The sequence below is a fragment of the Methanoculleus sp. UBA413 genome, assembly GCF_002502935.1.
Classification (GTDB): domain Archaea; phylum Halobacteriota; class Methanomicrobia; order Methanomicrobiales; family Methanoculleaceae; genus Methanoculleus; species Methanoculleus bourgensis.
The window spans coordinates 1-14,097 of the sequence record NZ_DAQR01000091.1 but is presented as its reverse complement, the minus strand read 5'-3'; the positions used below and the strand labels follow the sequence as shown (position 1 = coordinate 14,097).

The following is a 14,097-nucleotide window of genomic DNA, read 5'->3' as shown; positions in this document are numbered from 1 at the left end:
CTGTTTGCAGGTGACGAACTCCTCGATATCCGGGTGGGAGGCAGCAAGCACCCCCATGTTCGCCCCTCGCCGCCGGCCGCCCTGCCTCACCGCCCCGGTCGCCGCATCAAAGACCCGCATGAACGAGACCGGGCCGCTTGCGGCGCCCATCATCCCGTTGACGATATCACCGCGGGGGCGGAGGCGGGCAAACGAGAACCCGGTGCCGCCCCCTGACCTATGGATGAGCGCCATGTTGGTGAGGCTTCTAAAGATTCCTTCGAGGGTGTCCTCCACCGGCAGGACAAAGCAGGCCGAGAGCTGCCCGCTTGCGGTGCCTGCGTTCATCAGGGTGGGGGAGTTTGGGAGGAAGCGGAGGCTTGATATAAGCGAGAAGAACTCACGGGACCGTGCCGGACCGCCCACGAGATCGGCGACCCGGGAGAAGAGGCCGTCCGGTGTCTCGCCGGGGAGGAGGTAGCGGCGTTCCAGGAGGAGGCGGCCTTGCGGAGAGAGCTCCATACTGCAGTCATGGAACCCCGCCCTTAATAATCCGTCGTGCCCAACTCTTCTGCCGTCAATGTCTCTTATCGTGCTCGGAACTGCATCCCACGTGGGAAAGAGCGTGACGGTGACGGCGCTCTGCCGTGCGCTCTACCGCCGCGGGATCCCGGTTGCGCCGTTCAAATCACAGAATATGAGTCTCAACTCCTACGTCACGGCCAACGGGAGCGAGATCGGGATAGCCCAGGCCGTACAGGCCTTCGCCGCGGGTATCGAGCCGGTGGCCGATATGAACCCGGTCCTCCTCAAACCGAAGGGTGACCGGACCTCACAGGTGGTGATGCTCGGCCGGCCGTATAAGGATGTGCAGATCAGCGACTACTACGCGGAGACCGATATGCTCCTTCAAGAGGCCGTATCGGCGTTTGAGCGGTTGCGGCAGCGCTTTGGGCACGTGGTGGTGGAAGGGGCCGGGGGAGCCGCGGAGGTGAACCTCTACGACCGCGACATCGCAAACATCAGGCTCGCCCGGAGCCTCAGGCTTCCGATCATTCTCGTCGCCGATATCGAACGGGGCGGGGTCTTCGCCCAGGTCTACGGGACGCTCGCCCTCCTCCCCGATGATATCAGGCCGCTCGTCGTCGGGGTCATCATCAACAAGTTCCGGGGGGATGTCGGGCTCTTCGCGTCCGGGGTGGAGAAACTCGAGGAACTCACAGGCGTCCGGGTGCTCGGGGTGGTCCCTTACGCAGATATCCCTCTCCCAAGCGAGGACTCGCTCTCGCTCGGGGACAAGCGAGGGCAGGCAACCGGGAGCCCGATACGGATAGCCGTCGTCCGTCTCCCCAGGATCGCAAACTTCACCGACTTCGAACTCCTTGAGCGCCACGCCACGGTGGACTACGTCACTCCGGAGACGCCGCTCGCCGGCTACGACTGCATCATCCTTCCGGGGACGAAGAACACCGTGGAGGACCTGGCCGTGCTCAACCGTGCCGGAACCGGGGAGGAACTCAGGCTCGCCCGGGAACGGGGTATTCCAGTGATCGGGATCTGCGGGGGCTACCAGATGCTCGGCCACCGGATCCTCGATGGTGGTATCGAGTCAGGCTCCTGCGCCGAATACGAGGGCTTCGGGCTCCTCGACGTGGTCACCGCCTTTACCGGCTACCGGAAGACGACGGTGCAGGTCCGGCGCCGGGCAACCGGGCCCGGCCCTATCCTCTCGCGGATGGGTGAGGTGGAGGGCTACGAGATCCACATGGGAGAGACGGAACGGGGCGACCTCCCCGAGGCGTTTTCCGGGGAAGGGGCCGCAAGCCCCGACGGACTGGTCTTCGGGACCTACATGCACGGCCTCTTCCAGAACCCGGGCGCTGTAAACGCCCTGCTCGCCTACCTCTCTGAGCGGCAGGGGGTGCCGTTCGAACCGGTGGCGGCGGCAGATGGCGACGCCGCCTACGACGACCTGGCCCGGCACTTCGAGGCGCACGTGGATATGGATGCTCTTATGGTCTATTTTCAGGACGGTAAGAGGCGACCTCGGGATGAACGGGTAATAGGCTGATGCGCCCGGGTCGAGGCTGACCCGCAGAGAGCTTGTTTCAACAGAACCGAAAAAAGAATAAACCGGCCCCCTCTTTTTCAGATAAAGAACCGGAACGCAACCCAGGCGATCAGCACCATGATGGCGGAGTACTTCAGCCCCGCGAGCACCCGGCCTTCGCCCATGATGCCCGCCGCAAGCCCCGAGAAGAGCCCCTGGATCAGTGCGGAGTGGGAGAAGAGCCGGTTGTAGAGGAAGAGGTCCACGGTACCCATGAACGTCTGGCTCGAACCCGACGCCGCGACCGCCTCGCCCGCCTCCGCCATGGTGGAGAGGAAGGTGCTTGAGAGCACCCCGATGACGAAGAGAAAGACAAAGAACGACATAACGATGATGATCATGTAGATCATCATACCGTTCCTCCGCTCCGACTTCAGGTTGAAGAACTCATAGGCGTCGTGAGCCGCCGCCCGAAGCACCTCGCTGACGTCACCGCCGGCGGAACTCGCGTGCGCAATCAGGTCGACGCTCCGCTCGGCAAGCGGGGTGTTCACTGCCTTCCCAAACCGGCGGATAGCCTCCACGAACGGGACGCCCCAGGACATCTCGGTATCCAGCTGGCGGACGTGCGGCGTGAGCGCCCCGTACTCGCCCTCCGAGACGATGTGGATCGCGTGCGGGAGCGTCATGCCGGAGTCGTTCATCCCGGCCACATCCCGGAAGAAGTTCGGGAGGGACGCCTCGATGCTCGAGACGCGGAGCGCCTCCTTGAGGTCGAGGATCGCGAGCGGCACGATAGCGATGAGGAGCGAGAAGACAAAGATATCATCGATCATCGTCGTCGTGAAGAGGACGCCGAAACCATAGGACATCACCAGGCTCATAGACCCCCCGATGAGGAGGAGCAGCGCCGCCGGGACCGATATAAAGAGGACAGTGACCGGGTCTTCCATCATCACCCGGAGCGGGTGCCTGATGAACCGGTAAAACCCTTCCCGGTACTTCCGCTGGTCCTCGATCTTGCCAAAGATCTCCTGCTCCTGCTCCTCGAAGGCGTCAGCCACCGGGGCATCCACCGCCTCGCCACGGTCAGGAGATCTATTCAGGAAATCATCGATAATCTCTTTAAATCCCATAATCACACCTCCGGGGTCATGGAACTGATCAGGATGACGAACATCGTGCTCCCGAACGGCACGATCAGGTAGATGATGATGTAGAGGAAGAGCGGATTCGAGTCACCGGAGAGGATTGTCATCACCGACTGCAGGATGATCAGAAAGAGCATACCTGCAACCATCGCGGTGACGTAGGACTCCGCGATCAGCCCGAGCGTCTCGAGGAACGTCTTCTGCTGCTGGTTGTTCTCAAGCGTATACTGGTGAGCCTTCGTGCGGAAATACTCTGTGAGGTTACTCCCGCTCGAGATGCTCGCAACAGCCCCCTGCAGGAATTCCCGCATCCGTTCGCTCGGCGTCGCCTGCGAGACCGTCCGCAGGGCTTCAAGGAGGTCCTTCCCGAAGAAGTCGGTCTCCCGGGAGACGTAACGCGCCTCAACGGCGCTCTCGCCGTAGATCTTACTCTGGCCGAGCAGCCGGAAGACCTCGTCGGGGGTGATCCCTGCCGAGGACATCGCGGTGACGTAGTTGATGGCGTAGGGCAGGGTGGCGTCGATGTTCCGGCGACGCTCTCCAGCCCGTATGCCGGGATAGAGGAGGAAGATCAGGTAGGATATGCCGCCGAAGATCAGGAGCGAGAGGACCGTGATGATGATGGTGCCGATCACGAGTTTGTAATCGTTCAACGCGTAGAAAAACTCAGGGACCGCCCCCCGGTAGGTGATCATCTCAGGGACCCTCAGGAGGTAGGTAAAGAGCCCGATGAGCACGGCGGCGGCCAGCCCCACGACAACCGAGGAGACGTAGGCGGTCGCAAGGTAAGCCTCAAACGGCGTATTCATCCGGGCCCCCATGAGATCCTTGCGGAGGCTGATGAAGTCCCCCCGCTTCTTCTTTAAGTCCCGGCCGATCAGGTTGAAGCAGAACCGCTCATAACTGTTCATGCGGAACCACCCTCCCCGTAGAGGTCGGAGCGCACCCGCTGGATGACCGTCTCGGGGTCACGGAAGTAGGAGACCAGGATCTTGCTCACGTCGCGGAAGTAGCGGATCTTCTTGATGCGCATCCATTCGAGCACCTCCTGCCGCCGTTTCAGTTCTTCCTGCATCCGCTCCTCGCTCCATCCCCGGTCCTCCATGATCTGCTCAAGGATGTAGGACTTGCCGGAGTAGCGGATCTCATCGGTCGCCGGGTGCCACCTGAAGACCTCGTTCGTGATCAGCTCGTTCGTCCTGGGATCGATATCCAGGATCTCGATGAGCTGCTTGTTCCGCCGGATCCGCTGGCCGCCAACCCGGGCCTGCACCTGGATTGACATCAGGGAGAGCGCCGAGAGCATGTTTCTCGGCACGTTGATCGGCGGGTTCTCCAGACGGTGGACGGCGCTCGCCACCGAGTCTGCGTGCATCGTCGCGTAGGTGACGTGTCCGGTGCTCATCGCCTGGAAAAGCGTCAGGGCCTCGCGGCCACGGACCTCGCCGACCAGGATGTACTCAGGACGCTGCCGGAGGGCGGCACGCAGGAGTTCATACATATCGATCTCGCCCCGCCCGTCCTGCGAGAACGAGTCCCGGGTGATGCTCGGGATCCAGTTCGGGTGAGGGAGTTTCAACTCACGGGTATCCTCAAGCGTCACGATCTTTGCAAGCGGCGGGATGAAGAGCGATATGGCGTTCAAGGTCGTCGTCTTCCCGGACGCCGTCCCGCCGGCAAATATGCAGGACTTGGCGTTCTCGACCGCAAGCCAGAGGAAGGCGATCCCGAGCGGCGAGAAGGTGTGCCACTCGATAAGATCGGTCGGCGTAATCGGCTCCTCACGGAACTTTCGGATCGTGAACGTCGAGCCGTGGGCGGTCACCTCTGACCCGAGCGTCATCTGGATACGTGACCCGTCGCTCATTGTGGCGTCAAGCATCGGTTCAGCGATCGAGATGTACTTCCCGGCCCGTTGCGCAAGTTTCGTGACGAACGAATCAAGTTCGGCAGCATCGCGGTAGATGAGGCTCGTCTTCATCGATTCATACGTCGTGTGATAGACGAAGATGGCGCTTCCTACGCCGTCGCAGGAGATATCCTCGATGTAGCCGTCATGCATCACCGGGTCGATCAGCCCGTCGCCGAGGAACTCCTTCTCCACGTGATAGAGGATCTTCTCCCGCCCGGGCGGCTCGAGGCGGATCCCGTAATCGGCGATGATGGTGTTCGCCGCGTCCCGGAGCGCCTTCCTTGCCTCATCGCGGGTGAGGTCCCGGGTGGTGATGTCGAGCGTCTCAAAGAGGCGCTCCTTGATCTCCCCGAAGAGTTCCTGTTCACCGGGCGTGAGCACGGGTTCGAGGACATTGTAGGTGTACTCGTGCGTCGTGCTGTCGTAAGTCACCCGGACATAGGCATACGGCTCGTTCACCGGGTAGAGTTCGATCTCCTCCAGTCCCGGCGACGGCCGCATCGAGAGGTCGACGAGCGGCCCGTGGAGGACAGGGTTGTACTCCTCGATCACCTCCACAGTCTTCGGGAGGTGGAACCGCTCGAGGAACCCGAACCTGGGCTCCGGGACGTCCTCAACCGGGACCTCCGTGGCCGCCGCGGCCGCGGCAAGCGTGGCAGAAGAAAACGCCTCGGTGAAGAGTTCATCAAACTCAGATACAACCCGGGCGTTATCGACAAAGTCGAACTGGCGCTCGTTCCGTTTAATGTGCAGCTCCTCGACCTCAAATGTCGCACCCTTCGGGAGGATCAGGTCGGCCAGGTTCCCGAGTTCGTCGACCGACACCACACCGGCAGAAATGTTCTCGTCGGTTTCGGGCTCTTCTTCCACCTCCGGGTCGGGGAGACCGGGAGAGGCGCGGTGACCGCGTGCCGGGATCACCGGCTCGTCAGCCGTCGCCGCCCCGGGGTCATTTGGGGCGGAAGTGTCCGCCTCCTTCTTCCGCCCCGCAAAGATGCCGAAGGGGTCACGGCGCTCCGGCGGAGAGGCCGGCATCTCCGGCTCTGTCTCCATATCCTCCACCGCCTCTGGGGAGGTCGCATCCTCCCCGCCCGATTCTGCACCACTCTCTCCAATCCGCTCGAGGAGCGCCCTGGCGGGATCACCATTGCCTGATGCGCGCCGCTGGCCGGCGCCCCCCGACCCGAGCACCGAGTCGATGAGCGAACGGATACCCGCTCCCCTCGGTGCCGGTGCGGGCGAGGGGTCTGGCTGCCCCCCGTCCTCCAGAACCGCTTCTTCCCGGACCTCTTCCTCACCAGGCTGGTCCCCGGGCGGGGAGGATGCGACCTCCTCGCCGCTGCTCCCCGGTTTCCTGGATTGTGTGAGAAGATTCCTGACCGTTGCTATCAATTCACGTTCTTCATCTTCACCTGCTCTCATCCTCTGTGCCCCCAATATCAACGCGCGTTTCTACCTGAGGTTCATGGAATTCGACGATGCACCGTGTCCGCTCTCCGGTCCGATCCGAGACCACGCACATGTAGCGCCCGTTTAGCAGCCGGAAACAGACTCTTCCCCCGGAATCCGTCACATCGCTCGTGATGACGAGTTTGCCTTTCCGGACCGAGACGTGGGCCCCGGCAAGAGGTGCCTGGCCGTCGTGGATGGTCAAGCAGAGCACTCCCACCCTCTGCCGGGTGGGAGCGCCGATGGTCGGGATATCGAGACGGCCGTTCCTCTTCAGGTGGCTCTTCTCGAAGACTCTGCAGCGCGATACCAGTGCGTCGGCGATCGGCGGTGCCACCAGATAGAGGTCGAACTCTTCCCCATCAGCCAGGTGCAGGACAGCCGAATCGCCAAAGAGCGTCCCCTTCTCATCGGCAAATACGGCACCATCCGGTTCGCCCCGGGAGAAAACCAGGAAAAACGTATGCGTACTATCTTTTGAGATCCCCATTCCGGTCAGGGAATGGATGTTACTGTAGTGCAACAGCTCACTCAGGGTAAAGCACCCCTCGTGCGTCGACTGCTCGAGGATCTCGTCTACAAGGTCGTTTATAGCCATGCACATCTTCAGGTACGGTATTTCTATGGTTTGTGTGCCGCACGGGGAGATTTTGGTCCCCAGCACAATATACCACATCAGTATGCTATTATTAATAGTTTGTGATAACTCGATCTCGATTCTAGCCGATATTCTGGTGAAAGTACCGGATCCAGGAACTGAGAGGCCGGTGTTTCCGATTGGCAAGCCACGGGAAAGCAGCAGATGCGGCTCCCGCCGCAACCGCGAGAACCGGGGCTGCAGGAGGCCCTGATTGCATGAGGTATGCGTCAAAAATGCAGGAACCCCCTGCAAAGCGAGATCGCCAGAAATAAGATATAAAAGGTGGATAAGGTACTGTCCCATGATTCTTCCGCCCGTGGTCGCCGTCCCGCTCATAGTCGCAGCGGTCGCGATAGGGGTCACGCTCGTCTACGCGTCGGTCCTGGACGCAAAGGAGCGCCGGGTACCGCACAGGACCTGGCGCCCCGCGCTCGCGGTCGCGATTCCGGCGGCCGTCTGGGTATACGGGCTGATCCTTCTTGCCGACTGGCGAACGGCAGCAGGCTACCTCATCCTGGTCGCAGTCTTCTGCGGATTCTTCTACCTCTTTGGGGCTGCAAACCTCTTCGGGGGAGCGGATGCGTATGCTCTCATCATCATCACGGTCTGCATCCCGTTCTTCCCGATCGAGCCATACTTTGGTAGCCCGCCCCACGGGTTCTTCCCGTTTGCTGTCCTCACAAACGCCGTACTCATCAACATCGCAGCACCGATTGCAATATTCGTGAGAAACCTCATCCAGGGAAACCGGGCCCCGCTACCCTGTCTCTTCCTCGGGTTCCCGGTCGATGGAAAGGAGATCCAGAACGAATTCGGCTTTGTCATGGAAGATATCGAAGAACAGGACGGCAGGCTGGTCAGGCGGTTCGTCGGCTTTACCGAGTCGCTCAGACGGATGGTGCGGGGAGAGAAGCGGATATATACAAAGGATCTCAGGCTGCACCCCGAAGACTACCGGAGTGAGCTTGCCCTCTACCGAAAGGCCGGCAGGGTCTGGATATCCTACGGCATTCCGTTTATTATACCGATCACGGCGGGATTCCTGACCGCACTGTTCATGGGTGATATACTCTTTGTAATCTTAACGATCCTCGCAGGAATGTGAACCAATATGGAGATACAGTTCAAGAACGGATTGGTGCCTGTCATCGTGCAGGAGAAGCGAACCCGTGAGGTCCTGATGCTTGCGTACGCAAGCGCCGAGGCGCTGGACCTCACCCTGACCACCGGATATGCACATTACTACAGCAGGAGCAGACAGAAACTCTGGAAGAAAGGGGAGGAGAGTGGACACGTCCAGCGGGTCTGCCGGGTGCTTGTCGACTGCGACGCCGATACGATCCTCTACGAGGTCGAGCAGACCGGCGCAGCCTGCCACACCGGTCATGCCTCCTGTTTCTACCGAACGGTCGAAGGGGAGGAGATCGCCGGAATGGTCTTTGATCCGGAGAAGGTATACGCTAATAAGGGTGAATGACCTCACTAATATGGTGATTTTTTATGAAAATTGTACCCGATACAAGCGTCGTGATAGACGGACGCATAACATCGATGATAAAAACCGGGGAATATAAGGGCGCAACAATAATCATACCGGAAGCCGTCGTCGCCGAACTGGAGGCGCAGGCGAATCAGGGGCGGGAGATAGGGTTTTCCGGTCTGACCGAACTCCAGGAGCTCTTCCGGATGTCGGAGGATAATGTTATTGAGCTCCAGTTTGCCGGAGATCGCCCGAGCCTCGACCAGGTGAAGCTCTCCAGCGGCGGCGAGATCGATGCCCTGATCCGGAGCGTCGCCCTCCTGTATGACGCCAGGTTCATCACGAGCGACCTCGTGCAGGCTGAGGTGGCAAAGGCAAAAGGACTCGATGTCACCTACTTAAAACCACAGATCGGCGACTTTTCACCGCTCTCGATCGACCAGTTCTTTGATGAGGAGACGATCGCGATCACCCTCAAGGAGCGGGCCCCGCCGATGGCAAAGGTAGGGAAACTCCGGGATATCAGGCTGGTCACCCTCCGCGATACGCCGATGACCGAGTACGAACTCCGGTCCATGGCGCAGGAACTCCTCGAGCGGGCAAAACGCGACCCTGACGGTTTCATCGAACTCGAGAGACGTGGGATCACGGTCGTCCAGATTGGATCGCTCCGGATCTCGATCGCCCGTCGGCCGTTCTCTGACGGGATGGAGATCACGGTGGTGCGGCCGCTCGTGGACCTCGCACTTGATGACTACAGCATGGCACCTGAGATCAAGAAGCGGATCCTCGGGAACCGACGTGGCGTCCTGATCGCAGGGCCTCCCGGCGCGGGGAAGACCACGCTCGCCCAGAGCCTTGCGACGTTCCTTGCCGACCATGACTTTATCGTGAAAACGATGGAGGCGCCGCGGGACCTGCAGGTGCCGGACCACATCACCCAGTATACGGCGCTCGAGGGCAGCATGGCAAACACCGCTGAAGCCCTCCTGCTTGTCCGGCCCGACTACGTCATCTTCGACGAACTCCGGAAGAGCGAAGACTTCAGCGTCTACGCCGATATGCGTCTCGCCGGGATGGGAATGGTCGGGGTGGTGCATGCCATGGAGGTGCACGACTGCCTCCAGCGCTTCTGCGACCGCGTGGACTACAGCGTCCTGCCGCAGATCATCAACACCATCATATATGTCGTCAAGGGCGAGATCGCGAAGATCTATGACCTTGAACTGACCATCAAGGTGCCGGCAGGAATGCCCGGCGATGCATACGCCCGCCCGGTGATCGTCGTCCGCGAACACTCTCGCAGGGAGCCCGAGATCGAGATCTTCCGTTACGAGGGGGAGACCCTGGTGATGCCGCTCGCACGGAGTGCTGAGGAACCGATCGCCCCGGCGAGCGCGGCGCCGGTCGGGGCGCCAGCCGAGCCCGAGGAGAACGTCTCCTGGAAGGTTGCCGAGAAGGAGGTTCAGCGCGAGATCGGGCGGTATACGAGCGGCCCGGTCGAGGTCCGTATCATCAACGACAACAAAGCTGTCGTCTACATCGAGGATAAGGATGTCCCGGCGGCGATCGGGAAAGGCGGCAAGAACGTCTCGGCGATCGTGAATAAACTCGGTATCGGGATCGACATCCGGCCGAGGAGCGAACTCGAGGTGCGAAAACCCATCGAGGAGGAGATGCAGTTTGCCGGCGGCATCAGGATCCGCCTTGACCGAAAGCAGCTGACCATCATTTCTCCTGAGAACAGGGGCAGGATCGTCGATGTCTTTGCCGGAAAGGAGTACCTCTTTACGGCTACGGTGAACGAAGAGGGAGATATCCTCCTTGCCAAGAACAGCACGATCGCCCAGGAGATGATCAAGCGCTACAACGAGGGCGAGACGATCCGGCTGAGGCCGGTGTGAGAGGATGAGGGAACCAGAAATTGGAGGCGTAGAGTGAGCGGATTTGATATGCGAAGTAACGAACGGGAGTGCATCATCAGGTGGGAGCACGCGTTCGAGGCTGACCCGGCAGAGAAAGAGAAGTATTACCTGACCGTGGCATACCCGTATCCGAGCGGGGCGATGCACGTCGGGCACGGGCGGACCTACATCGTCCCTGATGTCATCGCCCGGTACCAGCGGATGAAGGGGAGGCAGGTCCTCTTCCCGATGGCGTTCCACGTCACCGGAACCCCGGTGATCGGGATATCGAAGCGGATAGCAAACGGTGATGAGCAGACGATCGGGCTCTACCGCGACCTCTACCGGGTGCCGCAGGATATCCTGGACCGGTTCATCAACCCGATGGAGATCGTCCGCTACTTCTCTGAGGAGTACATGCGGGTGATGCAGAAGTCCGGGCTCTCTATCGACTGGCGGCGGCGGTTCATCACCGTCGACCCCCAGTACAGCAGGTTCATCGAGTGGCAGTACGGGCACCTGCACGAGGACAAACATGTCGTGAAGGGGGCCCACCCGGTCAAGTACTGCCCTCAGTGCGAGAACCCGGTCGGCGACCACGACCTGCTCGAGGGGGACAAGGCTGAGATCATCAAGTTCACCCTGGTGGTCTTCCAGTGGGGCGATGCCCGCATTCCATGCGCGACGCTCCGGCCCGAGACGATCTACGGCGTGACGAACCTCTGGGTGAACCCGGCCACTACCTACGTCCGGGCAACGATCGACGGTGAGAAGTGGATCTTAAGCGCAGAGGCGGCAGGGAAGCTCGCCCTGCAGGACCACGAGGTCCTGGTGACCGAGAAGATCCCGGGAACCGCGCTCATCGACCAGACGGTCGCCCACCCGCTCTGCGGCGAGATCACCGTCCTTCCGGCAACGTTTGTGGACCCCGATATGGGGACCGGGATCGTCATGAGCGTTCCCGCCCACGCACCCTTCGATTACATCGCGCTCCGCGACCTGCAGCAGCAGGGGAGGTACACGTCCATCCAGCCGGTTCCGCTCATCTCTGTCGACGGCTACGGCGAGATCCCGGCAAAGGACGCGGTCGAGCGGGCAGGCATCCGTGACCAGAACGACCCGGCGATGGAGGCGCTCACCCAGGAGATCTACAGCGCCGAGTTCTCCCGCGGGAAGGTCTTTGAGAAGTACGGCGGAAAGCCGGTTCGGGAGGCCAGGGACGATGTGGCGGCGCTGATGCTGGAGCGCTACGGCTCCATCCCGATGTACGACTTTGATAACCGTCAGGTGATCTGCCGGTGCGGCGGCAGGGTCTACGTGAAGATCCTCCATGACCAGTGGTTCCTGGAGTACAGCGACCCCTGCTGGAAAGAGCAGGTGAAGACGCAGCTTGAGGAGATGGCGCTTGTCCCGCCCGAGGTCAGGAACGAGTTCGACCGGACGGTCGACTGGCTGAAGGACTGGGCCTGCACCCGCCGGGTGGGGCTCGGCACGAAACTGCCCTGGGATCCGGCCTGGATCATCGAGCCGCTCTCCGACTCGACGATCTACATGGCCTACTACACCATCGCTCATCACCTGAAGGCCATCCCGCCGGAGAACCTCACCCCCGAGGTCTTTGATTACATCTTCTTCGGGGAAGGCTCGCCCACGACCGTTGAGCGGGAGACCCTTGATGCGATCAGGAACGAGTTCCTCTACTGGTACCCCTACGACTACCGGTTCTCGGCAAAGGACCTGATCTCAAACCACCTCACGTTCCAGCTCTTCCACCACCGGGCCATATTCCCGCCCGAACTGCAGCCGAAGGGCATGGTGGTCTTCGGTATGGGCCTCCTGAACGGGGCAAAGATGTCCTCGAGCAAGGGGAACGTCTACCTGCTTGAGGACGCCCTGGAGGAGTTTGGTGCCGATACCGTCAGGATGTTCCTTGTCGGGAGTGCGGAGCCCTGGCAGGACTTTGACTGGCGCAATGAACTGGTCTCGTCGACCAGGAAACAGATCGAGCGGTTCTGGAACATGGTCGGGGAGGCCAGGCAGGCGGAGGGGGCGTACGCCATCGATGCCTGGCTCGCGAGCAGGCTCCAGCACCGCATCATGAGTACAACCGCGGCGTTCGATTCGTTCCAGACCAGGCAGGCACTGCAGGAGGCGTTCTTCGGTGTGGAGGCCGACCTGAAGTGGTACCGCCGCCGCCTGCCTGAGGGCGCGAGCGGCGGGGCGGTGCTGCAGGATCTCTGCCGCACCTGGGTGCGGCTGCTCTCCCCCTTCATCCCCTTCACCTGTGAGGCGCTCTGGAGCGATCTCGGTGAGAGCGGCATGGTCTCGTTTGCCCCCTGGCCGGAGGTGGACGAGGCCCAGGTCAACCCCGAGGTCGAACTCGCTGAGGAACTCCTGGAGAGGACAGTCGAGGATATCGAGTCGATCTTGAAGCTCATCCCGATGGAGCCGAAAGGCATCAGCCTCTTCGTCGCCCCGGCCTGGAAACACGAGGCGTTCCGCATCATCGCCGCCTCGACCGATAAGACGAGGGTTGTGCGGGAGATCATGCAGAACGAGGAGATGCGGAAGCGCGGCCGCGAGGCGACGGACGCGACGAAGCAGATCACAAAACTTGTGCTGAAACTGCCGCCCGATCTCGTGAAACAGCTGCAGGTTGCGTCTCTCGACGAGCAGGCGGTCCTTGAGGGGGCTCGATCGTTCCTGGAGCACGAGTTCGGCGTGCCGGTGACGATCCAGGATGCGGGGGAGAGCACCCACCCGAAGGCGTCGGGAGCCCTGCCCTTCAAGCCGGCGATTGTGATCGAGTAACCCGCTCCACCTTTTTTCACGCACATCCTTCACGGTTTTCTTTCACATATCCCGGTATGGCCGGGCAGGTCCTCTCCGGTTTACAGCGGCGGTTTCCCCAGGGGTGTGGGGGCGAATGGGCCGCGTCTCTGGTATTCAATAAGGGCGAAATCTCCTGCTGTGCACCAGCCAAAACGATCGGAACGATCGAGGAGCCCATGTAGTGGACCGTGGTGGCCTGCGCACTTCCGATGCTTGAGCTCCTACTCTCAGGTCAGTCGCTCATCACCCCGGGGAGTGGGGACCGGGCTCCCCTCCCCGCACCAGTAGTACACCGATTCCAAATTAGCAGATCATATCTGGCCTTCGTCCCATCCCCCGCGGAGCGCTCCCTTCTGTTCCCCCACCCCGCCCGGCCTGCGGCCTCCTCCCCCGCCCCCGGGGGCGGGGGCAGTGCCCGGGCGTATATCCGGTGGAACGCCGTCCTCCGGGATGCAGACCCCCAGACCGTGGTAAAAAAGGTTGATACTCTCCTCCGTTGAGAGTGCCGGTAATTGGGAATCGATGCAGTAGTGGAGTATTTCACCTTAGCTTGAGGGTGCGTTGGAGTGATCGCCGGTCTCTCACGCGAAGACGCGAAGGGTTCCGGTTGGGAGGAGCTACACGGGCGTCAAGGCTTCGCGCGAGAGCGCGAGAAGCTGTACGCATGAAAGCGACCTATTCCCCGGGCTCGCCCCGGGCA

General features: G+C 61.3%; 10 protein-coding genes. 5 read left to right on the top strand and 5 right to left on the bottom strand.

Annotated features, from left to right (window positions below; genetic code table 11):
* Nucleotides 1–501, bottom strand: a 501-nt coding sequence (locus BP858_RS07290; RefSeq protein WP_286879198.1) for a ribonucleotide reductase N-terminal alpha domain-containing protein, incomplete at its 3' end; no start/stop codon positions are given.
* A gap of 58 nt (nt 502–559) precedes the next feature.
* Between BP858_RS07290 and BP858_RS07285 the strand changes: the two genes are divergently transcribed.
* Nucleotides 560–2,050: a cobyric acid synthase gene (locus tag BP858_RS07285; protein WP_286879197.1), complete on the top strand. Its 1,491-nt coding sequence runs from the start codon at nt 560–562 to the stop codon at nt 2,048–2,050.
* Nucleotides 2,051–2,127: 77 nt separating this feature from the next.
* On the opposite strand, the gene BP858_RS07280 is transcribed toward BP858_RS07285, so the two are convergent.
* From BP858_RS07280 to BP858_RS07265, 4 genes are read right to left on the bottom strand one after another with little or no spacing between them, the layout of a single operon-like run.
* A complete protein-coding gene (locus tag BP858_RS07280; protein ID WP_074174789.1) occupies nt 2,128–3,165 on the bottom strand; it encodes a type II secretion system F family protein in 1,038 nt (345 codons plus the stop codon).
* A gap of 2 nt (nt 3,166–3,167) precedes the next feature.
* Nucleotides 3,168–4,091 (bottom strand): type II secretion system F family protein, encoded by a 924-nt coding sequence (locus tag BP858_RS07275; RefSeq protein ID WP_214166038.1) that lies wholly within the window; start codon nt 4,089–4,091, stop codon nt 3,168–3,170.
* A complete protein-coding gene (locus tag BP858_RS07270) occupies nt 4,088–6,514 on the bottom strand; it encodes a type II/IV secretion system ATPase subunit (RefSeq protein ID WP_014866162.1) in 2,427 nt (808 codons plus the stop codon). Before BP858_RS07270 ends, BP858_RS07275 begins: the two co-directional genes overlap by 4 nt.
* Entirely contained in the window at nt 6,501–7,139 is a 639-nt protein-coding gene (locus tag BP858_RS07265) for a hypothetical protein (protein WP_048104419.1), read from the bottom strand. The genes BP858_RS07270 and BP858_RS07265 overlap by 14 nt, the downstream gene beginning before the upstream one ends.
* 343 nt (nt 7,140–7,482) lie before the next feature.
* On the opposite strand from BP858_RS07265, the gene BP858_RS07260 reads away from it, so the two are divergent.
* From BP858_RS07260 to leuS, 4 genes are read left to right on the top strand one after another with little or no spacing between them, the layout of a single operon-like run.
* On the top strand, nt 7,483–8,286 hold the full coding sequence (locus tag BP858_RS07260; RefSeq protein ID WP_014866161.1) for an A24 family peptidase C-terminal domain-containing protein: 804 nt from the start codon (nt 7,483–7,485) through the stop codon (nt 8,284–8,286).
* Between the two features lie 6 nt (nt 8,287–8,292).
* Nucleotides 8,293–8,658, top strand: coding sequence for a phosphoribosyl-AMP cyclohydrolase (gene hisI, locus BP858_RS07255; RefSeq protein ID WP_014866159.1), 366 nt, complete (start codon nt 8,293–8,295; stop codon nt 8,656–8,658).
* Nucleotides 8,659–8,681: 23 nt separating this feature from the next.
* A complete protein-coding gene (locus BP858_RS07250) occupies nt 8,682–10,565 on the top strand; it encodes a PINc/VapC family ATPase (RefSeq protein ID WP_062261356.1) in 1,884 nt (627 codons plus the stop codon).
* A 48-nt stretch (nt 10,566–10,613) separates the two neighbouring features.
* Entirely contained in the window at nt 10,614–13,376 is a 2,763-nt protein-coding gene (leuS, locus tag BP858_RS07245; RefSeq protein ID WP_014866157.1) for a leucine--tRNA ligase, read from the top strand.
* Nucleotides 13,377–14,097: the final 721 nt, after the last annotated feature.

Bases quoted from the DNA above. Each gene is read 5' to 3' on its own strand.
- BP858_RS07285 (WP_286879197.1), top strand. From the start codon at position 560: ATGTCTCTTATCGTGCTCGGAACTGCATCCCACGTGGGAAAGAGCGTG.
- BP858_RS07280 (WP_074174789.1), bottom strand. From the start codon at position 3,165: ATGGGATTTAAAGAGATTATCGATGATTTCCTGAATAGATCTCCTGAC.
- BP858_RS07275 (WP_214166038.1), bottom strand. From the start codon at position 4,091: ATGAACAGTTATGAGCGGTTCTGCTTCAACCTGATCGGCCGGGACTTA.
- BP858_RS07270 (WP_014866162.1), bottom strand. From the start codon at position 6,514: ATGAGAGCAGGTGAAGATGAAGAACGTGAATTGATAGCAACGGTCAGG.
- BP858_RS07265 (WP_048104419.1), bottom strand. From the start codon at position 7,139: ATGGCTATAAACGACCTTGTAGACGAGATCCTCGAGCAGTCGACGCAC.
- BP858_RS07260 (WP_014866161.1), top strand. From the start codon at position 7,483: ATGATTCTTCCGCCCGTGGTCGCCGTCCCGCTCATAGTCGCAGCGGTC.
- hisI (WP_014866159.1), top strand. From the start codon at position 8,293: ATGGAGATACAGTTCAAGAACGGATTGGTGCCTGTCATCGTGCAGGAG.
- BP858_RS07250 (WP_062261356.1), top strand. From the start codon at position 8,682: ATGAAAATTGTACCCGATACAAGCGTCGTGATAGACGGACGCATAACA.
- leuS (WP_014866157.1), top strand. From the start codon at position 10,614: ATGCGAAGTAACGAACGGGAGTGCATCATCAGGTGGGAGCACGCGTTC.